This is a genomic window from Okibacterium sp. AC114, from assembly GCF_979253355.1.
In genome coordinates this window covers 876,547-893,240 of record NZ_CEEDBR010000001.1, presented here as the reverse complement: position 1 = coordinate 893,240, position 16,694 = coordinate 876,547, and the positions used below count along the sequence as shown (strand labels likewise).

Annotated in this window: 27 protein-coding genes; 5 read left to right on the top strand and 22 right to left on the bottom strand. The window is 63.5% G+C overall.

Annotated features, from left to right (window positions below):
- Nucleotides 1–298: 298 nt before the first annotated feature.
- Both ACZ6IE_RS04340 and ACZ6IE_RS04335 read right to left on the bottom strand, forming a co-directional pair.
- A complete protein-coding gene (locus ACZ6IE_RS04340; protein ID WP_464606930.1) occupies nt 299–514 on the bottom strand; it encodes a hypothetical protein in 216 nt (71 codons plus the stop codon).
- Nucleotides 515–539: 25 nt separating this feature from the next.
- A complete protein-coding gene (locus tag ACZ6IE_RS04335) occupies nt 540–839 on the bottom strand; it encodes an HNH endonuclease (protein ID WP_464606929.1) in 300 nt (99 codons plus the stop codon).
- A 28-nt stretch (nt 840–867) separates the two neighbouring features.
- Here ACZ6IE_RS04335 and ACZ6IE_RS04330 point away from each other — a divergent pair, with 28 nt between their 5' ends.
- Complete coding sequence (locus tag ACZ6IE_RS04330) at nt 868–1,032, top strand: hypothetical protein (protein ID WP_464606928.1); 165 nt, start codon at nt 868–870, stop codon at nt 1,030–1,032.
- A 301-nt stretch (nt 1,033–1,333) separates the two neighbouring features.
- Here ACZ6IE_RS04330 and ACZ6IE_RS04325 read toward each other — a convergent pair whose 3' ends face one another.
- The 6 genes from ACZ6IE_RS04325 to ACZ6IE_RS04300 form a co-directional block, all read right to left on the bottom strand.
- Complete coding sequence (locus tag ACZ6IE_RS04325) at nt 1,334–1,531, bottom strand: helix-turn-helix domain-containing protein (RefSeq protein WP_464606927.1); 198 nt, start codon at nt 1,529–1,531, stop codon at nt 1,334–1,336.
- Nucleotides 1,528–2,949: a DNA-methyltransferase gene (locus ACZ6IE_RS04320; protein ID WP_464606926.1), complete on the bottom strand. Its 1,422-nt coding sequence runs from the start codon at nt 2,947–2,949 to the stop codon at nt 1,528–1,530. The genes ACZ6IE_RS04325 and ACZ6IE_RS04320 overlap by 4 nt, the downstream gene beginning before the upstream one ends.
- On the bottom strand, nt 2,946–3,656 hold the full coding sequence (locus ACZ6IE_RS04315) for a hypothetical protein (RefSeq protein WP_464606925.1): 711 nt from the start codon (nt 3,654–3,656) through the stop codon (nt 2,946–2,948). Before ACZ6IE_RS04315 ends, ACZ6IE_RS04320 begins: the two co-directional genes overlap by 4 nt.
- Nucleotides 3,657–3,879: 223 nt before the next feature.
- Nucleotides 3,880–4,257 (bottom strand): hypothetical protein, encoded by a 378-nt coding sequence (locus ACZ6IE_RS04310; protein WP_464606924.1) that lies wholly within the window; start codon nt 4,255–4,257, stop codon nt 3,880–3,882.
- Between the two features lie 12 nt (nt 4,258–4,269).
- Nucleotides 4,270–5,445 carry an AAA family ATPase gene (locus tag ACZ6IE_RS04305; protein WP_464606923.1) on the bottom strand — a complete coding sequence of 392 codons (1,176 nt, stop codon included), beginning with the start codon at nt 5,443–5,445 and terminating at the stop codon, nt 4,270–4,272.
- Nucleotides 5,442–6,218 (bottom strand): hypothetical protein, encoded by a 777-nt coding sequence (locus tag ACZ6IE_RS04300; RefSeq protein ID WP_464606922.1) that lies wholly within the window; start codon nt 6,216–6,218, stop codon nt 5,442–5,444. The genes ACZ6IE_RS04305 and ACZ6IE_RS04300 overlap by 4 nt, the downstream gene beginning before the upstream one ends.
- A 370-nt stretch (nt 6,219–6,588) precedes the next feature.
- Here ACZ6IE_RS04300 and ACZ6IE_RS04295 point away from each other — a divergent pair, with 370 nt between their 5' ends.
- Nucleotides 6,589–6,909: a hypothetical protein gene (locus ACZ6IE_RS04295; protein ID WP_464606921.1), complete on the top strand. Its 321-nt coding sequence runs from the start codon at nt 6,589–6,591 to the stop codon at nt 6,907–6,909.
- Nucleotides 6,910–6,920: 11 nt separating this feature from the next.
- Here ACZ6IE_RS04295 and ACZ6IE_RS04290 read toward each other — a convergent pair whose 3' ends face one another.
- The 13 genes from ACZ6IE_RS04290 to ACZ6IE_RS04230 form a co-directional block, all read right to left on the bottom strand.
- Complete coding sequence (locus tag ACZ6IE_RS04290; protein ID WP_464606920.1) at nt 6,921–7,397, bottom strand: hypothetical protein; 477 nt, start codon at nt 7,395–7,397, stop codon at nt 6,921–6,923.
- Nucleotides 7,394–7,729 (bottom strand): hypothetical protein, encoded by a 336-nt coding sequence (locus tag ACZ6IE_RS04285; RefSeq protein WP_464606919.1) that lies wholly within the window; start codon nt 7,727–7,729, stop codon nt 7,394–7,396. Before ACZ6IE_RS04285 ends, ACZ6IE_RS04290 begins: the two co-directional genes overlap by 4 nt.
- Nucleotides 7,726–8,715 carry a phage recombination protein Bet gene (bet, locus tag ACZ6IE_RS04280; protein ID WP_464606918.1) on the bottom strand — a complete coding sequence of 330 codons (990 nt, stop codon included), beginning with the start codon at nt 8,713–8,715 and terminating at the stop codon, nt 7,726–7,728. Before bet ends, ACZ6IE_RS04285 begins: the two co-directional genes overlap by 4 nt.
- Entirely contained in the window at nt 8,712–9,809 is a 1,098-nt protein-coding gene (locus tag ACZ6IE_RS04275) for a YqaJ viral recombinase family protein (protein WP_464606917.1), read from the bottom strand. The genes bet and ACZ6IE_RS04275 overlap by 4 nt, the downstream gene beginning before the upstream one ends.
- Nucleotides 9,806–10,147, bottom strand: a complete 342-nt coding sequence (locus tag ACZ6IE_RS04270; protein WP_464606916.1) for a hypothetical protein — start codon at nt 10,145–10,147, stop codon at nt 9,806–9,808. Before ACZ6IE_RS04270 ends, ACZ6IE_RS04275 begins: the two co-directional genes overlap by 4 nt.
- A complete protein-coding gene (locus tag ACZ6IE_RS04265) occupies nt 10,144–10,695 on the bottom strand; it encodes a hypothetical protein (protein ID WP_464606915.1) in 552 nt (183 codons plus the stop codon). The genes ACZ6IE_RS04270 and ACZ6IE_RS04265 overlap by 4 nt, the downstream gene beginning before the upstream one ends.
- Nucleotides 10,695–11,087: a hypothetical protein gene (locus tag ACZ6IE_RS04260; protein ID WP_464606914.1), complete on the bottom strand. Its 393-nt coding sequence runs from the start codon at nt 11,085–11,087 to the stop codon at nt 10,695–10,697. Before ACZ6IE_RS04260 ends, ACZ6IE_RS04265 begins: the two co-directional genes overlap by 1 nt.
- A complete protein-coding gene (locus ACZ6IE_RS04255; RefSeq protein WP_464606913.1) occupies nt 11,080–11,217 on the bottom strand; it encodes a hypothetical protein in 138 nt (45 codons plus the stop codon). Before ACZ6IE_RS04255 ends, ACZ6IE_RS04260 begins: the two co-directional genes overlap by 8 nt.
- Nucleotides 11,218–11,228: 11 nt before the next feature.
- The gene (locus tag ACZ6IE_RS04250; RefSeq protein WP_464606912.1) at nt 11,229–11,825 is read right to left on the bottom strand and encodes a hypothetical protein; all 597 of its coding nucleotides are present in this window, start codon (nt 11,823–11,825) and stop codon (nt 11,229–11,231) included.
- A gap of 3 nt (nt 11,826–11,828) precedes the next feature.
- Complete coding sequence (locus ACZ6IE_RS04245) at nt 11,829–12,338, bottom strand: HNH endonuclease signature motif containing protein (protein ID WP_464606911.1); 510 nt, start codon at nt 12,336–12,338, stop codon at nt 11,829–11,831.
- Between the two features lie 46 nt (nt 12,339–12,384).
- Nucleotides 12,385–12,534: a hypothetical protein gene (locus tag ACZ6IE_RS04240; protein ID WP_464606910.1), complete on the bottom strand. Its 150-nt coding sequence runs from the start codon at nt 12,532–12,534 to the stop codon at nt 12,385–12,387.
- On the bottom strand, nt 12,531–13,022 hold the full coding sequence (locus tag ACZ6IE_RS04235) for a hypothetical protein (protein ID WP_464606909.1): 492 nt from the start codon (nt 13,020–13,022) through the stop codon (nt 12,531–12,533). The genes ACZ6IE_RS04240 and ACZ6IE_RS04235 overlap by 4 nt, the downstream gene beginning before the upstream one ends.
- A gap of 178 nt (nt 13,023–13,200) precedes the next feature.
- Entirely contained in the window at nt 13,201–13,476 is a 276-nt protein-coding gene (locus tag ACZ6IE_RS04230; protein WP_464606908.1) for a helix-turn-helix transcriptional regulator, read from the bottom strand.
- 136 nt (nt 13,477–13,612) lie between these two features.
- On the opposite strand from ACZ6IE_RS04230, the gene ACZ6IE_RS04225 reads away from it, so the two are divergent.
- Genes ACZ6IE_RS04225 through ACZ6IE_RS04215 form a run of 3 tightly spaced genes read left to right on the top strand, consistent with a single transcriptional unit; the run spans nt 13,613 to nt 15,531 of the window.
- Nucleotides 13,613–14,059: a helix-turn-helix domain-containing protein gene (locus tag ACZ6IE_RS04225; protein ID WP_464606907.1), complete on the top strand. Its 447-nt coding sequence runs from the start codon at nt 13,613–13,615 to the stop codon at nt 14,057–14,059.
- The gene (locus ACZ6IE_RS04220) at nt 14,056–14,433 is read left to right on the top strand and encodes an ImmA/IrrE family metallo-endopeptidase (RefSeq protein WP_464606906.1); all 378 of its coding nucleotides are present in this window, start codon (nt 14,056–14,058) and stop codon (nt 14,431–14,433) included. The genes ACZ6IE_RS04225 and ACZ6IE_RS04220 overlap by 4 nt, the downstream gene beginning before the upstream one ends.
- Before the next feature lie 9 nt (nt 14,434–14,442).
- Entirely contained in the window at nt 14,443–15,531 is a 1,089-nt protein-coding gene (locus ACZ6IE_RS04215; protein ID WP_464606905.1) for a tyrosine-type recombinase/integrase, read from the top strand.
- A 110-nt stretch (nt 15,532–15,641) separates the two neighbouring features.
- Here ACZ6IE_RS04215 and nrdF read toward each other — a convergent pair whose 3' ends face one another.
- Nucleotides 15,642–16,661, bottom strand: coding sequence for a class 1b ribonucleoside-diphosphate reductase subunit beta (gene nrdF / locus ACZ6IE_RS04210; protein ID WP_077053680.1), 1,020 nt, complete (start codon nt 16,659–16,661; stop codon nt 15,642–15,644).
- Nucleotides 16,662–16,694: the final 33 nt, after the last annotated feature.

Here is a 16,694-nt window from a genome sequence, read left to right as displayed (position 1 = left end):
TGCGTACCTCGTCCACCGCGCAAGGTACGTGTGGATCATCGTCCGCTCGAACGCTCTCGTCGTCAGTGACCGGCGGTGACGCGGCATGTACACGCACCCGTGTGTCTGCACCATGCGGGCTATCTCGATGCCTGCGCGGATGGCTGCTGCCTGACGCTTCGTCACGGCTTGCTCAGCCGGTGCGCCAGGGCGGCATCGACTTCGGCCTGCCCATCCTCGCGTGCGGCACACGGTCCATCGTGGCCAGGAGTGCGTGAGCACCACCATCCGGCCGGCGGAACCTTGCATCGTGTCTCGCTCATGACCGCTCCTTCACGATGATCCGAAACTCCGCAGGATGAGACCGCAGCTTGCGAGGCTCGCCCAGATCGCCGGGGACAAAGCCCATGGTGTGCAAGATCGCGTAGAAGTCGTCACGGCCCATCGCGTCCAGGTCAGACGCCAGCACCCGAATCTCCCGGCCACCGCCGACCTTCTGCACCACACGCACACGCTCATCGATGACAGCAGCCATTGGTGTCTCCTCGAATTGGTAATTACTAACTGGCTTCCCAGATCTCCACCGCAGCGTGATCGCCCTTCGACGAATTGCAACTCCGATGCATCGGCACCAGGTCTTGATGAACCAGATGCCCGCCAGCCGCCAGAGCTTCGTCATGGTCGGCCGTGAAGCTCATCGCGTGCGTCGCCGGCAACGTCGTGTCGATCGGCCGGCCGCACCCGCTGTTCGACGGGGACCCGAAACCGCAGGGCAGGTTCTCCCGCGCCGTGCGCCGCTTCAGGGCTGCCTGCTTCCGCCGGTACGCCCTATGCCCGTGACCATTGCGCACGCTTGGCATGGCGACCTCCCAGCGGTACCCTCAGCGCATGGCCGAATACGACGTCAAAACCATCGACTACCTACCCGGACGCAAACACGGGCCCGGCAGCCGGAAGAAGTTCGATCAGCTCATCGCCGACGGATGGGAAGTCGTCTCCGAACGCCACCGCCTCGGCGCCGTCACCACAGCCACTCTCCGCAAACCGAAGTAGGTGTCTCGGGGCCGGCAGGTGGCGCAACAACACCCACCGGCCCCGAAAAGATGCCAGGACGCCCGCGAACCACGTATACGAGCTGCTGCTACCAACCCGGAGACTTCACGGGAAGACAGTGTTCGCTCGATCTTGATCGGAAGGGCTGACGTGCCTGGCAAGTCTCGGCTGTTGGTCCGCGGTTTCAGCCTCCGCGTCATCAGGGGCACCTGATGGAACAAGAAATGCCCCGCGGTTTCCCGGCGGGGCATGATCCTTGACTACGTCTAGCGTAGCACAACGGTATGACACTTTTGACACTTTAACTGTCGCTGACCACCTCTTTCTTCGGGCGGCCTCGGCGGGACCGCTGAGCCTCATCCGCGGCGAGCAGCTTCCGCTCGTCGATCATCCCGTTGGTGTGGACCTTCACCAGGTTCTTCTCGGCCCACCGGTAGATAGTGCGCTCTGACCGGCCCACCCGCTTCGCCGCTTCCGCGACGGTCAGCCACCCGATCATGCTGCGTCCCAATCCCCGAAGAGCGACTGCGCATGGTCCTTCTGAACGCGCTTCATAATGAGCGGCAGGTACTCGGACTCCCGCTCGATCGCGATGCAGCAGAATCCCTCCCGCAGCGCTGCCTCGGCTGTCGTCCCCGAGCCAGCGAACGGTTCGAGGACGGTCCCACCTGGCGGCGTCACGAGACGCACGAGCCAGCGCATCAGGTCGAGCGGCTTCACCGTCGGGTGCTGCACCCCACCGACATCGGGGCGCTCCGAAGACGGCGCTTTGGCCTGGTACTTGAAGGTCGGAAAGAACCGGGAAGGACCGCCCTCATCGTTGTACTCAGCGCCCGTTGCAGTCATCCCCCATCCAACGCCAGCCGCCGCCTTCCGCGGCCGGCCCTTGCGCGATCGAGAAGGCCGCGTCTGCGTATCGAGATCGGCCGCCTGGGTTTCATCGAGGGCAACATTCGGCGTGTGGCGGCCGTCTTCATGCGGTTTCTCACCGGCATGCGAACGTAAGTCGCTGCCGTACACGCCGTTGGAACGTGCAGCCGAATTCTGCACAGACGCGTACTTCTCGGCCAGCTGAGTGTCGTTCGCTGCGACTCTGGTGGCGTTGATGTTGATGGCACCCGTGCCGTACGCGAGGACGTTTGCAGCGGTGGTGCCGACCAGGGGTTTGCGCGCAACGACAATGGGTTCGAAGGCGGGTTTGAGCGCCGTGCCCCAGCCTTCCCACTGCTGGGCATCCTGCGTGGCGGGAGCGGTGATGTCCGACGCGTCGATCACCTCACCCGGCTTGCTGCCAAAGCGGCCTCCGCGGATGTCATTGGTCGGCTTAGCCCCGCGTCCTGTCTTCTTCCCCACCACTGTCCTTTCGGCTCCTGCGGCTTTGTCGATGACCTTGCTGATGTCCATCGACTTCGGGAAGCCGGAACCATAGAGCCACGCGATCGAGTCGCGGATCTCGAACCCCGCGTCTTCGATACCGGCTGTGAGACGGTGCGCGGTGCGTGGAGATCCGGAAGCGAGCAGGTGCCCGCCCGGTTTCAGTACACGCAGACACTCGGCCGCCCATGACTCGCACCATTCTTGGAACGCGCGGTTGGCAGCACCGGACTGGTTGTATCGGCCCGCCTCCGCCGCGGCCGAGCGGTAACCGCCCCGCGGGCCGCCAACTCCGTCCGGCATCGGCGACGTCTCACGACCGCGAGAAACGATCGACTCGATGTCCGCGCCGTCCCACGCCTGCCCCATGAAACGGATCCCATAGGGCGGGTCGGTCACAACCGCGTCGATGCTGCTATCCGGGAACGCCCGCACCGCCCCGTATCCGAGCTCGAAGTCGTAGCCGAGTTCATCGGCTCGCAACGCAGACAGGCAGTCGTCGTGCAGCACCGTCAGGTGCTCATCCTCGTAGTGAACGCTCATGCTGCCGCCACCACCTTTCCCTCGAAATACACAGCCCACAGCGCTCGCTCGAGGATGGGCGGCTGCCAACGGCATCCCATGCACTCGTAGCGGGCGTATTGCCCGAACAGGCGAGCCGGCGTCACCCTCACAGCGCGTTTGTCACACTCAGGGCAGGCCTCCTTCGCCCAGAACGGTCGATCGTCCATCGGGAATCTGACGAGCGCCTTCTGCACCGTCCACTCCTCCGGGTCCTCCGGAAAGTCGATGAACGCCTTCGCCATCAACCGCACGAAGCTGTCGTTCGCGATCTCCGGCAGGTGCTCGAGCAGGAACCCCTCGGGCACCGCGGCGACGTCGTAAGACTTCTCCGGCGTGATGGTCGATGGGAACCCGTTGCCCAGCCACCGGTAGTCCTCGGTGTCGCCGAAGTATGACGCCCAGTAGGTGAGGGCGGTGATGACGTGGTTGCCGGCGTCGATGAGGTCCACGTTCATCGGTGCTGGCGCCATCACGGCCTTGCCCGCGTTGAGCTTCTCCTGGTCGTAGACGGCTGCCTTGCGGGGGTCGATGAGTGTGCGGATGTGGCCGCAGAGGTCGGCTGAGTCTTCCAGGGTGCGGCGGAGGCGGCGGATGCAGCGTTCGCAGATGAGTGCGCCCTGGTAGGCGTCGGTGGGGCCGCCGGCGGTCTGGCACCCTCGGATGCACGGTCGCGTTGTCTCGTTCATGCTGCCCTCCTCGTGATTCTCGCCAGCCGAACATGAACCTGCCCGGCCCCATGACACTTCCCACACGTGAACGGGATCTCCGTCCGCGTATCCCAACCCGACCCGCCACACTCGCCGCACGTGATCATCGGCGGCGTGTGATCGTTCGGGCACCTGATAGCCGAGACACCGAACGGCGTTACGCACTGAGAGCAGCGGTGCGGCTGCAACAGCTCAACCATGGCTAGAAGGGCTCGTCCGCGCTCGGCGGCACATTCCATGCCGGCGTCTGCCCCGACCCACCCCACGGCTCCTCAGCCGCAGCAGGGGCAGGACCCTCCACCGAGAGAAGGCGAGCGCCGTTCACCGACACATCAGCCGAATGCCGCGTCTCCCCATCGTTGCCCTCATACTCACGCACCCGCACCCCATGGAAACCAGACGCAGACACCACGCTGCCCTCCACCACGTTCGGCTGCTCCTTCAGCCACAACGTGAACCAGTTCTTCCCCTCGCCGCCGTTATCGCGACGCTGGAACGTCTCGAACACCGACACACCCCAACCATTCCGCGTCTGAAAAACCCGCTGAACAGTCGCCTTCTCCACAATGATCTTCGCCATCTCAATCTCCTCCTACATGTCCACTGGCCGCCACGGCCATCTCTGATTCGTTCCCTTGCCCAACTTCGTCGGCCACGCCCGAGCGTCACGATCACCGCGCCACTTGACCATGTCGACATGCATCGCGTTCTTCGCGTTCCGCTTCAGCCCATAACCGAACTCCGGCCAACCCAGCAACGCCGACGAACCACGCGGCCGCAGATCACGCTCACCCTTCGGATTCGTCGCGTGCCCCGCATGCGCCTCGATCACGATCGCCAACCCGCGGTCCCGCAACGTGTCCAACGCCGCCAGCAACGGAGTCGCGTCGTCGTCGTTGTTGATCGCCCGAGAGATGAGGCGGTACAGCGGGCCGATGAAGAGAATGTCCGGCTTGTGCACGTCGATCAGACGGTGCACCTGCCCGAGATCCATGTCCTTCGTCAGGTCCAGGCGCCGCACGCACGCGAGCTGCATGTTCCCGGACGGCGAGTCGAGACCCACCTGCCCGGCCGCGTTCGCCCACTTCCGAACCTCGCGGCCCCACTGCTTCTCCGTGTTCTCCGCATCCACCACCAGCACCCGCGACGGCGGAATCGGATACTCGCGGAACGGGTGGATGCCCGACGCCGCCGTGATCGCCATCTGCCGGATGAACGTCGACTTCCCGGCACCCTCACCACCGGTCAACATCATCCGGTCACGACGCTCCAACAGGCCCTCGATCACCCAGTCGTACTCGACATCGGTTTCCTGCATCACATGCTCCAACGTCACCGTCCCGAGCTCGTCGATGATGTGATCCTCACGCAGCTCCCGCAGGTCATCGTTCGCCCTGCTGATCACCGCATCAGGTTCCATCTCATCGACGCCCTCCTCGATCCGAGCCGCCACCATCCGCAGACCCCGCTCGAGCGCCCCAGACCGCACCTGCGCCGCATAGAAGCCCACGTTCGACGCCGTCGGCACCTCACGAGTCCACGAGAACAGGTCCGCCGCGCTGATGCCGCGCACATCCCACTCCCGAAGATGACCCGACACCGTCAACGCATCGATCGGCTCCCCCGCAGCAACCATCCGAGCCATGCCCGAAAACATGAGCCCCAAACGTTTGTCGTTGAAGTCATTCGGGGTGCACTCCGAAGCTGCGTTCCGCCAATACCGGCCGTCCAACATCACGGCGCCCAAAACCATCTGCTCGATATTCATGTGCGGTACATCCACTCGTCGTTCCCGAAGTCCTGAACCCCAGCCGCCGAACCATGACGCGCCGGCAACGGTTCGTCATCCCAACGCTTCTGATTCAGCCACGTAGCCGGATGAGGGATGAAGCTCTTGTCCTCCGGCAGATTCGGATCGTTCGCGAACCGACGCGCACCAGCCATGACACGTTCCGCGCCCACCAAAGCAACCGCCTTCGCGAACGCCGTCTCAGCTTTCCCACGACCCTCACGACGCGGATAAACCAACCAAAACTCGGAGAACAGAACAGGCGTTTTGTCTTCTACCTGATCGTGTTCTTTAACCCTTGTGTTCTTAGTGGCGGATTCACCGTCCACGGCTGAACCGGCCACGGCTAACCCGACCCCGGCCGATCCGCCGCGCCCTGAGAATCCGGCCACGGTCACATCCGCGTCATTCAGCGGAAGTTGCAAATCCACCGTGACGGGTTTTCCGTCCTGGTCGAACGGGTCGCTCAACACGTACTCGATCTCGCCAAACTGCCCATGATCACCCCGCTGCTGCGCCGCAACCAGATAGCCGGCCTTCACCAGCTCGGCCAACATCGACCTCACCGCGTCGCGTCCCTCGACGCCGGCCTGAGTCAGCGAGCGCGTCGTAACGTGCCAGCCGATGCGGTGCGAAGCGATCTCCGCGAGCAGGCCGCGGGCCCGTCTACTGATGCGCGGATCGCGCGCCCACTCGTTCGGGATCTGCACGAACTTCCCCTCGAATGAGAGCTGTGTTCTTGTGATGCCCATCAGGCCACCTCCTTTCCGTTCTCCAAATAGCCGCCATCCTCAGACAGCAGAACCAAACCCCGACCAGCAACCGTCACCGGCACCGCGGCCGGGTCAGCGACCCACGAAGCCACCGCCCAACCGAATGCCGCACCCTCCATCGAGTGCGCCTTCCCGTGACAGCCGGTGTGATTACCCCACCCGCACAGGTGCAGCAGGTTCGACACCGTGTGTTGGCCGCCGCGGCTCCGGAACTTCCGGTGATGCATCTCCGTAGCCGCCGCCATCCCGCAGCCCTCACAGACGCCCTGCGAGCGCTCCACGACCTTTCGCGATACCGACGCCGGGATACCCGAACTCATGCCGCCACCGCCTGCGATAGAGTGCCGGCATGAGTGATGCACAGGCGCTTCCCGAACCGCTGACCAGTTGGAGAGACCTTCCTTTGGCTGGCGACAAGGTCTTCTTGATCAATGACCAGCAGGTCAGATTCACGAAGACCGATGATCCCCAGCCGAGCTGGCTGGTCACCACCGCCGATGCCGGCTACCACGGCCGCCTGACCTGGACGAATGACCAAGTTATGAGCAGCGCCGGGCTCGAAACCTGGGCTGCTTACGGCTTCACCCACGAGTCCGGACTGCAGTTCGGTCCCCATGACCTCTCGGTTGTCGAGTTGCGGCAGTTCTACTTCGGTGAGCCCCGCTCGTAATCGATAGGCGGTCACGTCCCGCTCCTCGCGTGGTCACGATCGCCGAACCGCTGATCCGCACGATTCGTCCGGTGATTATCCAAAGCCGCAGCCAACGTCTCCAAGAACTTCCGCATCGACCGCTCACGCTGCTCCGCCAACAGGAACCGCAACTTCAGCTCATACGCCTGATCCGAACCACGTGCGATCAGGTCAGCCTTCGCCACCGACATCTTCGGCTCCGTCAACAACTCGACAGCCTTACGCTCCACGTGATGCTCGAAATCAGCCTTCGCCTTCGCGAAAACCTGCCCGGCATCCTGCAACTCCCAGTTGAAGTCGAACCTGAGCGCCACGATCCGGTCACCGAACGAAGCGCCGGGGCCGAGCCTGTGCAGCGTCGCCACGAGCTTCGCGTGCAACGGCACGTCCAGGTCGGGGTTCTCGAGGCCGATGCCGCGGAGCACGTCGCGGAGTGCCGGCGGGATGTCGCTCTCCACGGCGCTCACGGCTTCACCGCCTGTGAGAGCGCAGAAGCCTTCCAGCAATTGCACTCTCCGAAGAAAATGCTCTCCGGCTCCCACTGCGAATCGCATCGCTCGCCGTGTGGCGCTTCCTCGATCGCCTTCCGCAGCCTCTCGACCTCATCCAGCAGGGCAGGCACGTCGGTGCGGGCATAGGCGGAGAATGTGGTGTCTTCGTAGCTATGCCAGACCGGCCCCCTCAACTCAGCCGGTGAGTAGTCCCCTGCTTCGTTCTGGACCACAGGCTCTATGACTTCCCACGGCCCAGGTGTTGCTGCGTCCGCTCGCGATCGGATCGCTGCCGTGTCGATGCTCATGCGGCCTGCTCCTCGCCCGGAATCGCAGCAGTCGCCCAACCCTCAGTAACACCCTCATCAGGCACCACCACAGCGTCCACCACATCCTCAGAAGGACCAGACTCAGCATCCAGCAGAACCTGACGCACAGCACGGAACAGCTGCTCAACCGTCACCCCGGCCGGCGGCGCATCCAAACCGAACTGCTCAGCCGCCGCAGCAACCTCACCCGCATCCGGCAACACCACACCGAGCTCACCCTGCGCATCCGCATACAACGACCGCAGCTGATCCACCGTCCGCACCTGAGTGCGCAACAGCACCGGCCAGTTATGCGACATCGTCGGCGCCGCAATCTGCTCCTGCACCACAGCCACCTCAGCAGGCGCCACAGCCGCCACCGGAGTGTCCGCCTGCGACATCTCCTCCGACGAATACAAGCCGCTCAGATCCTGCGGGAACGCCTTCCGAAGAGCCAACATCTCAGCGCACTTCGCGAGCATCAACGGGCCCATCTTCGACCACATGTCCGACACTTCACCGTTGAACTTCGTCTGCACGTACGCATCCCACAAAGCCACCGCATACAGCGGCTCACGGAACCCACGACGGAAAACACCCACGCGTGCAGCGGCCGGCGCATCCTTCGACAGCCACACCTGCGTCCACGTCACACCGTCACCCGTGAACTCCGGCGTCGTCTGCCCCTCGTACTGGCCAGATCGCTCCGCGACCAGACGTGCACCATCGATGCTGATCTGGATCTGCCACTTCAGCTGACCCCGCGACTTCCGGGCGATCGAGTAAATCTGACGGGCGATCGGGTCGAGGCCCGTGCGCTGGCAGTGCTGCAGGAACGCAGCCACCACCGGCCGCTCCGCCAACGTCTTCGCACCCGACTGAGAGTCCGTGTGCACGAGCCCAGCCGCCTCGACCAGGGCCCGCTCCTCGGGTGACCAGACGGTCGGGTCGCTGCTCTGAGGTAGAGCCACCACTGCGTTCGTCATGCTGCCATTCCCTTCTGCTTGATCGGCGTGACCCGCAAGGCCGCCTTCTTCGTCACCACACGCGTCGAGCCCGTGACAACCGTGAACTTCTTCTCGTGCTCAGCAACCGCCTCCTGCGCCCGCTTCAGCACAACCGCCGCATCCTCAGCCACAGCAGCCGCCACCTCGACGGCCTCGTACAGCTCGGGTGCAGCAGCCTCGGCCGCCTCCTCATCGACCGTCGACGTCTCTCGGTCCTCAGCGACCTCCGGCGAGAACGACACACGAGCCAAAGCCGACTCCTGCACCACCTGCTCACCGGCATCCACGAGAGCCCAGATCGCCTTGTACGCCGACTCCTTCAGCGTCTTCCCGTCTTTCTCCGCATCCAGACCACGGAGATAGTTCACGGCCAACGTGTCCAACTCCTCGTCGATCGCCACTTCCGGGGCGCCCGACTCGCGCTGACGATCCAACTCGGCAAGGAAACCGTCAGCGACCGCGACGAGCTCTTGGATCTGCTTCTCGTCGCGCTCGATCCAGTAGCTGTGAAGGTCACCCGGAATGAACGAGCCATCCTCGAGCGTGATGCGCTCCTCGACCGCAAAGCGGCAACGCACTGCGCCGAGGACGAACATGACCCACTGGCACTGGAAGCCGTAGCCCTTCGCATCGAACGCGGCCGAACCAGGCGGCAGATCGGCATACGCCGTCTTGATCTCCGAGACGATCAACTCCTCGTCGAAGTTGACACCCACGCCGTCAGGCGAGGCCAGGTGGCGCTTGTTTTCAGCGCGGTGGAAAACACGTGACTCCGGCTGGAACCCCTCGTACTTCAGCGCTTCAGCAATCACCGACTCCCGGTTCTTGCCCCACCCGATAACCGGAACCTTCGACAGATCAGCCACCTCCGGAATCCGACCCAGCTTCCGGTCAATTAGCTCCTGAGGTTTCGTGAACGTCGCGCGGCCGAGCGAAGCCAGCATCAGATCGCGAACCTCGGTAGCCGTAACTCCTTGTCGGCGCTCGGCCAACCACAGCTCACGGTCGGCATCCGACGCACCAGCACGCGACTCCAACTCGGCGAGCGCACTCACCGTCACCGCGGCGCTCATGCTGCGTCCCCACCATCGAAGTCCAGAACCGACGGTGCAGCGTTCTTCGAGAAATCCAACGCCACGACATTCAGACGACGATCCGACATCCCCTGAATGCGCTCGATCACCTCCGACGCATCCACCCGATCCGTCACCGGCTCGAAGCGCGTCAGCTGAATCGACACCGACTCCGTGCCCTTCGCGAAATCGCGGCTCTCACCGCCCGCTTGGAACGTCACCAGAGCGACATGCTGCATCTGCGGATTCGCCAGCAGATCGGCGTACCACGTGCCCGTCTTCAGACCGTTCGCCTCGTCGTCCTTCGGCAGCACAGCCTTCAGCTTCACAACACTCATTTCGATGCCCCTTTTCTCAATTCCGGCCAGCGCACCGAATGCACGCTGCCCATACCAGACGGCGCGAACACGCCGCCAAACTCTCGGCCCAAGTGCGCTGCACCCATCGCCGCCAACGCAGCCGCATCAGCCACGTCGTTGTTCTTGATGCCCCGGCCCGGGAAAGCCCCGATCGCCGCCGCGAGCATCGAATCCTTGTCAGCGCGACCATCACCGGTCGCGAACTTCTTCAACGTCCCCGGCTGCACCACGGCCACCGGAGCGGTCTTCTCCAACGCGTGAGCGAGCAACCACCAGAACCCCGCGAGCATGTGCGTCATCTGGTTGTTCGACCCGTAGGCCGGCCCCTCCATGACGACCAGGTCGACTCGGTCACCGTCGATCACGAACGCGTGTGTCCGCAGCGCCATCAGACGCAGGCGCTCGAGACGGGTGGACAAGCTGTCGTCGCCAGGCTTCGACTGCACCCGCTCGAACCGAATCTGCTCGCCGATGACGAACACGCCTGTGGATGAGATAGACGGGTCAATCCCGACCACGGCGCCCATCAGGCACCATCCAGAGGAGTGACCTTCATCGCGGACACCGGATGACGCCCCTGGCACTTCGTGCACCACACCGTCTCGAACTCCGGCAACTCGGCAACCCAGCCGGCGCAGACCAGCGTCGATCGGCACGGCGCGGTGACCAGGAACTTCGCGGGCCCGTCGTCGTGGCCCTCAGTGCCCGTCTCGTGGAACTTGAGCTCGCAGCGCGGCTCGAAGTCCAGGTGCGCAATGTTCTGCACCTCGAACCCATCAGCCGTCTCCACAGCCGACAACAACCGCTCCGCCTCCACCTGCAACGACGTCACAGCCGCCATCACCTGCGCGTAACTCACCGGCAACATCTCCGACGCGAACAACCGCGCCCCACCACGCATCCGAATCACCTCAGACATTCGCGGCCTCCAACTCCTGACGAAGCGTCACCAGCTGCTTCGACATGTCCTTCGACGACCCACGCGCCAAATCCGTGCGCACACCATCGACCGTTCTGGCCAGCACCCATTCGCCGTCCTCGCGGCGCATCCCGAACCGAGTCACAGGACACCGCCCATGACCATGCCGGGCGCCAGAGGGGCCGTGTGGCCGAAGCGTTCCAGCGGGTAGAAGCCGTATTTGTCGGGGCTCGCAGCGACGAGATTCACGACCTTGTGCACGTCCGCAAGGCCACGGCCATGCCACGGATAAGCGCGATCCGAGAAGTACTGACCGACCCACAGAATGCGGCCTGTCTCTCCGATGGTGAACCACGCCTTCCAGCGGCGGTCCGGGTGCTTCGGCTCATGACGAGGAACACCGAACACCTGCTCCACCAGAGCACCCATCTCATCCCGATACGTGTCCGCGATCAGCAGGAAATCCGAATGCCCCCGATACGCGTTCACCATGCGACCTGCGTCGTCATGCTCACGCGGCGGCAGATCACCGTGCACGGCCACGTAGCGTCGCTTCACCGCCTTACCGAACTCACCCACCACATGCACGATGTAGCGAGCCGGCCAACCCTCCTGAGCCAGGAACAACGCCAAATCGATGCGCGGCTCCTCCTCCTGCACGGCCAGCAACGCCTTCACGTCCGCCGCCAACTTGTCCTCGAACGCGTCTTTCTGGCGCGACGAATAATGCTGATCCATGGGTCATGCCTCCTTGGCATTCAGTGCGTCGATGTATGTCGAACCGAAGATCTCGACCCGCGCGGCTTCTGCTGCCTCATCTGCCTCCCGAGCGCTGTCGAAGTAGCCGATGTGATGGGTCACCCCTTCGTGCCGGACTCGGGCGCGCCACTTGTTTCGGTCGGCCACCCAGGCGACGCCTCGGATGCCAGCGACGTTCGTTATTGCAGCTCCGACTCGGTTCTGCGTGTTGACGGCCTGCGACACAGCCCTCAGATGCGCCGCATTCACACAGGCGCGGTTGTGGCAGAGGTGGTCCAGCACCATTCCTTCCGGAACTGGACCGACGAATAGCGCATAGCTGAGCCGGTGAGCTCGATACTGGTCTCGGCCGATCGTGAGGGTCCCGTAGCCGTTTGTGAGGGCGCCAGTCCAGACCCAGCAGTCTCCCGCTCGCACCACGCGGGAAAGGAAGTTGTTGCGGAGTTTCGCGACTGGGAACTGTCTTCCCGGCGCGACGAATAGTGCTTGCATTGATGCCCCAATGACTAGATGTGAAATGTGCCCAGAACGGGCGGAACTATCGCCGAGAGGCGAACGGCTGAGAGAGGGCCAGCCAAGCCCAAACGATGGCGAGAACGGCCAACATGATCGACTGCGGCAAGAACCACGCAGCCAGGAAAGCCATCACCACGACGGCGAAGAACAGTGCGGCGCCCCACATGTTCATGCGATGCCCTTACCGAGTGCGTTCCTCAGCCGTTCGACTTCTTCTCGCAGCAACCGGAGCTCGCTCGGAAGAGCCGAGGCGTTCTCGTAGGTGCGCTCGCGCCTTTCAAGTTCCGTCACGGCGGACGGAGAGTATGGCGGTAGAAAACTTCCGGCGCAGGAGCTGCAAGCCCAGAACTGGTACTCGGGGCCACGTTGGCCCTCACGCACCGCGTCACGAGTCTTGAAGAAGCCATCCGCATTTCGGTGCGTTGCTGAGATCCACCCGAGGGAATAGGCAGCCCGGAACCCGTCGCGGAAAGAGGAGTCCATTCTCACAACGACTGGCGTGGAAACCACCTCAGTCCTAAGGACAGATTTCGCACCGTCCCAGCGTTCCGCATGGAGCCTGGTGCGCTCTTTGGATTCGGTGAACTCGAAACCGTTGCCGACGGTTAGCTCGACACCGCATCCGTCACACACGGACAGGGCCATCTTCTGCATGCTCATGATGTGCTCACCTTCGAAGACTCGACCCAGACCGTTACGTCGGATTCTTTGTAGAGAACCGTCATCCGGGTGGGCTTGTAGTAAGCGGGCCCTTTGCCCTTGCCCCGAAGATCCTCGAGCTTCTTCTTCGTCATGCCGGGGACCAACTCGCAGACCTGTTCCGGCGATAGATACGAACTCATGCCGCCACCCCATCAGCGAGAGGAGCGAGGCGTTTCGCCGTGAAGAGCGAATCGAGGGATGCCATGGGGAAGGCCAGCTTCACTCGTGCAACGAACCCTGCGGAGGGCTGCACCTGGCCCATTGAGATGCGGTAGAGCGTCGACGGGGTAACCCCGATACGACGCGCCAGCTCGGCTTCAGTCTTGATGCCGTGCGCCCGGCGGAGCTCATCGAGCCGGGGACGATTGAGAGAGAGTGCAATTTCGCTAACTCCCGTGTTAGTCGCTGTCATGTCGGCCATGTTAGGCACAGCCCTATACGGCATGCAAGCCTACTTCAGACGCGACAGGACAAAAGTCCCGTGTTTGCAGGGGACTTGCATGAAAAGTAGTTGCACGCGTGCAATGTTTGAGGTTAATATCGTGGACGTGAACAACACGCACACATGGGACACATACCTCACCGCCCTACTGGGCTCAGACTCCAACGCAGAGGCAGCTCGGAAGAGCGGCATCACGGAGGCCACAATCGGCCGCTGGAAGAAAGGCAGCGTCGATCCGAAGCCCCGCCAGGTTGTCGTGATCGCTCGCGCCTACGACGCGTCACCCCTTGAGGCGCTCATCGCGTCGGGCTACCTCAACGCATCCGACATCGATGAACCGGCCGCCGCACCCCGACGCCTGCAGATCACGGAGTTCACTGAGCTCGAACTCGCACAGGAACTCGTCCGCCGCATCGAGGCCGGAGAAATCGTCGACGACCTCGACGATGATGACGATGTCAGTGGCATGGCTGAAGATGACGTCCGAAGCCGATACGCCACCGCCGCAAGCCGCGACAAGAGCGCCGACAGTTTGGACCCAGACCTGCAATGACCGCACCCGGGGGATACGACCCATACGCTCACGCCGAGCGCCTGGGGATCACAGTCGTGGAGGGCCGACTGCGCACCGACAACGGACTTTGGGTGCCAGAGAGGCGAACCATCATCCTCAAACGAGGCATGCGCCGCCTCCTCGAACGCTCCACGCTCGCGCACGAGCTCGGCCACGTTTGCCTCGGCCACCGCGACGACTCGCCCCGCAACGAACGCCAGGCCGACCGCTTCGCCGCCCGCCACCTCATCGACGACCAACGTCTCCGAGAAGCCGTGCGCCAGTCACCAGACCCCGGCCAGTGGTGCGTCGACCTCGACGTCACGCCCCACATCCTCAATACCTACCTTCGGGACAACCGACTGATCGCCTAGGAGCGCATCATGGCCACGATCACCCCGTACGACACCGCGGCCGGGAAACGGTACCGGGTGCGCTACCGCAAACCGAGCGGCGCCCAGACCGACAAACGTGGCTTCACCACGAAGAAGGCCGCCGAGCTCTTCCTCGCTGGCGTCACCGTGCAGAAGGCCACCGGGGATTACCTCGACCCCGCGGCCGGCAAGAAGACCGTCGAACTGTTCGCTCAGCAATGGCTGAACGGCCGCCTGAAGTCGCTCAAGCCATCTACACAGATGGTGATGGAAACGTCCTACCGCGTGCACGTCCGACCCGTCTGGGGCGCCCGCCAGGTCAGCAGCATCCGGCCATCCGAGGTCCAGGACTGGGTCGGCACCATGATCGGCACAGGGATGTCGGCACAGACCGCCCGCCGCGCCACCTTCGCGCTCTCGAGCGCACTAACCATCGCCCAACGCGACGGCATCCTGAGAGCCAATCCGGCCACCGGCCTCGAGCTACCAGCCAAGACCAAAAAGCCGAAGATCTACCTGTCACACCGGCAAGTCCGGGCCCTGGCTGAAGCGTCAACCCACCCCACGCACATCTACACGCTCGCCTACGTCGGCCTCCGATGGGGTGAAGCAGCGGCGCTCCGCGTGCGCCACCTCGACCTGCTGCGCAACCGGAGCAACATCGAAGAGAACGCGGTCCGCATGCAGGGCCGCTACGTCATGGGCACACCCAAGGACGGGAACGCGCGAGTCGTCCCGCTCCCCCCGTTCCTCGTCCCCATGATCGCGAAGCTGTGCGAGGGCAAGAGCCGAGACTCCTTCGTCTTCGGAGACACCGAGCCTCCGCCATACCCACACGCCACCAGTGGCTGGTTCACGGGCGCCGTGAAGCGCGCTCAGGCGGACGATGACACGTTCCCCCGAATCACACCCCACGATCTACGGCACTCGGCGGCGAGCTTCGCAGTCAGCGCCGGAGCCAACGTGAAGGCAGTGCAGCGGATGCTGGGCCACGCCTCCGCCGCGATGACGCTCGACGTCTACGCGGATCTCTTCGAGGCCGATCTCGACAGCGTTGCAGTCGCGATCGACACCGCACGCCGAGAGGCGATCGCTTAGAAGTGTGGGCAAAATGTGGGCAGACGCAGAAAAGCGCCCCGCCTCCCGGTCCGAAGACTGGGGTGCGGGGCGCTTCTTGTTTGTCGCTGATGTGGCGCTGACCAGGGGGTTTAGAAGTCCCAGTCCTCGTCTTCGGTGTTGACGGCCTTGCCGATGACGTACGACGAACCAGACCCGCTGAAGAAGTCGTGGTTCTCGTCGGCGTTGGGCGAGAGCGCCGACAGGATGGCCGGGCTCACGTCGGTGACGGTCTTGGGGAACATGGGCTCATAGCCGAGGTTCATGAGCGCCTTGTTGGCGTTGTAGTGCAGGAACTTCTTGACGTCTTCGGTGAGACCGACCTGGTCGTAGAGGTCTTGCGTGTACTGAACCTCGTTGTCGTAGAGCTCGAACAGGAGGTTGAACGTGTAGTCCTTGATCTCCTGGCGGCGCTCCTCGGTCTCTTTCTCGAGACCCTTCTGGAACTTGTAGCCGATGTAGTACCCGTGCACGGCCTCGTCGCGGATGATGAGGCGGATGAGGTCGGCCGTGTTGGTGAGCTTGGCGCGGCTCGACCAGTACATGGGCAGGTAGAAGCCCGAGTAGAAGAGGAACGATTCGAGCAGCGTGGAGGCGACCTTGCGCTTTAGCGGGTCGTCACCCCGGTAGTAGTTCATCACGATCTCTGCTTTTTTCTGCAGGTTCGGGTTCTCTACCGACCAGCGGAACGCGTCGTCGATCTCGGGGGTCGACGCGAGCGTCGAGAAGATCGAGGAGTAGCTCTTGGCGTGCACCGATTCCATGAACGCGATGTTCGTGTAGACGGCCTCTTCGTGCGGCGTGATCGCGTCGGGGATGAGCGACACGGCGCCGACGGTGCCCTGGATCGTGTCGAGCAGGGTGAGCCCTGTGAACACGCGCATGGTCAGCTGCTGCTCGTCGGGCGTCAGCGTGTTCCACGACTGCACGTCGTTCGACAGCGGCACCTTCTCGGGCAGCCAGAAGTTGTTGACCAGACGGTTCCACACTTCGACGTCTTTCTCGTCTTGGATGCGGTTCCAGTTGATCGCGTTGACCTGGCTCACCAGCGGGATGCGAACCTGGTGGGCAGGGTCGTTCGCCGCGGCGTTGACCTTGTCGGTGATGGTCATGTCGTCTCAGTCCTCGGTTGTGGTTCTCGGATG

Bases quoted from the DNA above. Each gene is read 5' to 3' on its own strand.
- ACZ6IE_RS04260 (WP_464606914.1), bottom strand. From the start codon at position 11,087: ATGTCTGAGGTGATTCGGATGCGTGGTGGGGCGCGGTTGTTCGCGTCG.
- ACZ6IE_RS04245 (WP_464606911.1), bottom strand. From the start codon at position 12,338: ATGCAAGCACTATTCGTCGCGCCGGGAAGACAGTTCCCAGTCGCGAAA.
- ACZ6IE_RS04285 (WP_464606919.1), bottom strand. From the start codon at position 7,729: ATGAGCATCGACACGGCAGCGATCCGATCGCGAGCGGACGCAGCAACA.
- ACZ6IE_RS04335 (WP_464606929.1), bottom strand. From the start codon at position 839: ATGCCAAGCGTGCGCAATGGTCACGGGCATAGGGCGTACCGGCGGAAG.
- nrdF (WP_077053680.1), bottom strand. From the start codon at position 16,661: ATGACCATCACCGACAAGGTCAACGCCGCGGCGAACGACCCTGCCCAC.
- ACZ6IE_RS04340 (WP_464606930.1), bottom strand. From the start codon at position 514: ATGGCTGCTGTCATCGATGAGCGTGTGCGTGTGGTGCAGAAGGTCGGC.
- ACZ6IE_RS04325 (WP_464606927.1), bottom strand. From the start codon at position 1,531: ATGATCGGGTGGCTGACCGTCGCGGAAGCGGCGAAGCGGGTGGGCCGG.
- ACZ6IE_RS04295 (WP_464606921.1), top strand. From the start codon at position 6,589: ATGAGTGATGCACAGGCGCTTCCCGAACCGCTGACCAGTTGGAGAGAC.
- ACZ6IE_RS04240 (WP_464606910.1), bottom strand. From the start codon at position 12,534: ATGAACATGTGGGGCGCCGCACTGTTCTTCGCCGTCGTGGTGATGGCT.
- ACZ6IE_RS04215 (WP_464606905.1), top strand. From the start codon at position 14,443: ATGGCCACGATCACCCCGTACGACACCGCGGCCGGGAAACGGTACCGG.
- ACZ6IE_RS04305 (WP_464606923.1), bottom strand. From the start codon at position 5,445: ATGAATATCGAGCAGATGGTTTTGGGCGCCGTGATGTTGGACGGCCGG.
- ACZ6IE_RS04265 (WP_464606915.1), bottom strand. From the start codon at position 10,695: ATGGGCGCCGTGGTCGGGATTGACCCGTCTATCTCATCCACAGGCGTG.
- ACZ6IE_RS04250 (WP_464606912.1), bottom strand. From the start codon at position 11,825: ATGGATCAGCATTATTCGTCGCGCCAGAAAGACGCGTTCGAGGACAAG.
- ACZ6IE_RS04330 (WP_464606928.1), top strand. From the start codon at position 868: ATGGCCGAATACGACGTCAAAACCATCGACTACCTACCCGGACGCAAA.
- ACZ6IE_RS04220 (WP_464606906.1), top strand. From the start codon at position 14,056: ATGACCGCACCCGGGGGATACGACCCATACGCTCACGCCGAGCGCCTG.
- ACZ6IE_RS04270 (WP_464606916.1), bottom strand. From the start codon at position 10,147: ATGAGTGTTGTGAAGCTGAAGGCTGTGCTGCCGAAGGACGACGAGGCG.
- ACZ6IE_RS04235 (WP_464606909.1), bottom strand. From the start codon at position 13,022: ATGAGCATGCAGAAGATGGCCCTGTCCGTGTGTGACGGATGCGGTGTC.
- ACZ6IE_RS04255 (WP_464606913.1), bottom strand. From the start codon at position 11,217: ATGCGCCGCGAGGACGGCGAATGGGTGCTGGCCAGAACGGTCGATGGT.
- ACZ6IE_RS04300 (WP_464606922.1), bottom strand. From the start codon at position 6,218: ATGGGCATCACAAGAACACAGCTCTCATTCGAGGGGAAGTTCGTGCAG.
- ACZ6IE_RS04310 (WP_464606924.1), bottom strand. From the start codon at position 4,257: ATGGCGAAGATCATTGTGGAGAAGGCGACTGTTCAGCGGGTTTTTCAG.
- ACZ6IE_RS04230 (WP_464606908.1), bottom strand. From the start codon at position 13,476: ATGACAGCGACTAACACGGGAGTTAGCGAAATTGCACTCTCTCTCAAT.
- ACZ6IE_RS04315 (WP_464606925.1), bottom strand. From the start codon at position 3,656: ATGAACGAGACAACGCGACCGTGCATCCGAGGGTGCCAGACCGCCGGC.
- bet (WP_464606918.1), bottom strand. From the start codon at position 8,715: ATGACGAACGCAGTGGTGGCTCTACCTCAGAGCAGCGACCCGACCGTC.
- ACZ6IE_RS04275 (WP_464606917.1), bottom strand. From the start codon at position 9,809: ATGAGCGCCGCGGTGACGGTGAGTGCGCTCGCCGAGTTGGAGTCGCGT.
- ACZ6IE_RS04320 (WP_464606926.1), bottom strand. From the start codon at position 2,949: ATGAGCGTTCACTACGAGGATGAGCACCTGACGGTGCTGCACGACGAC.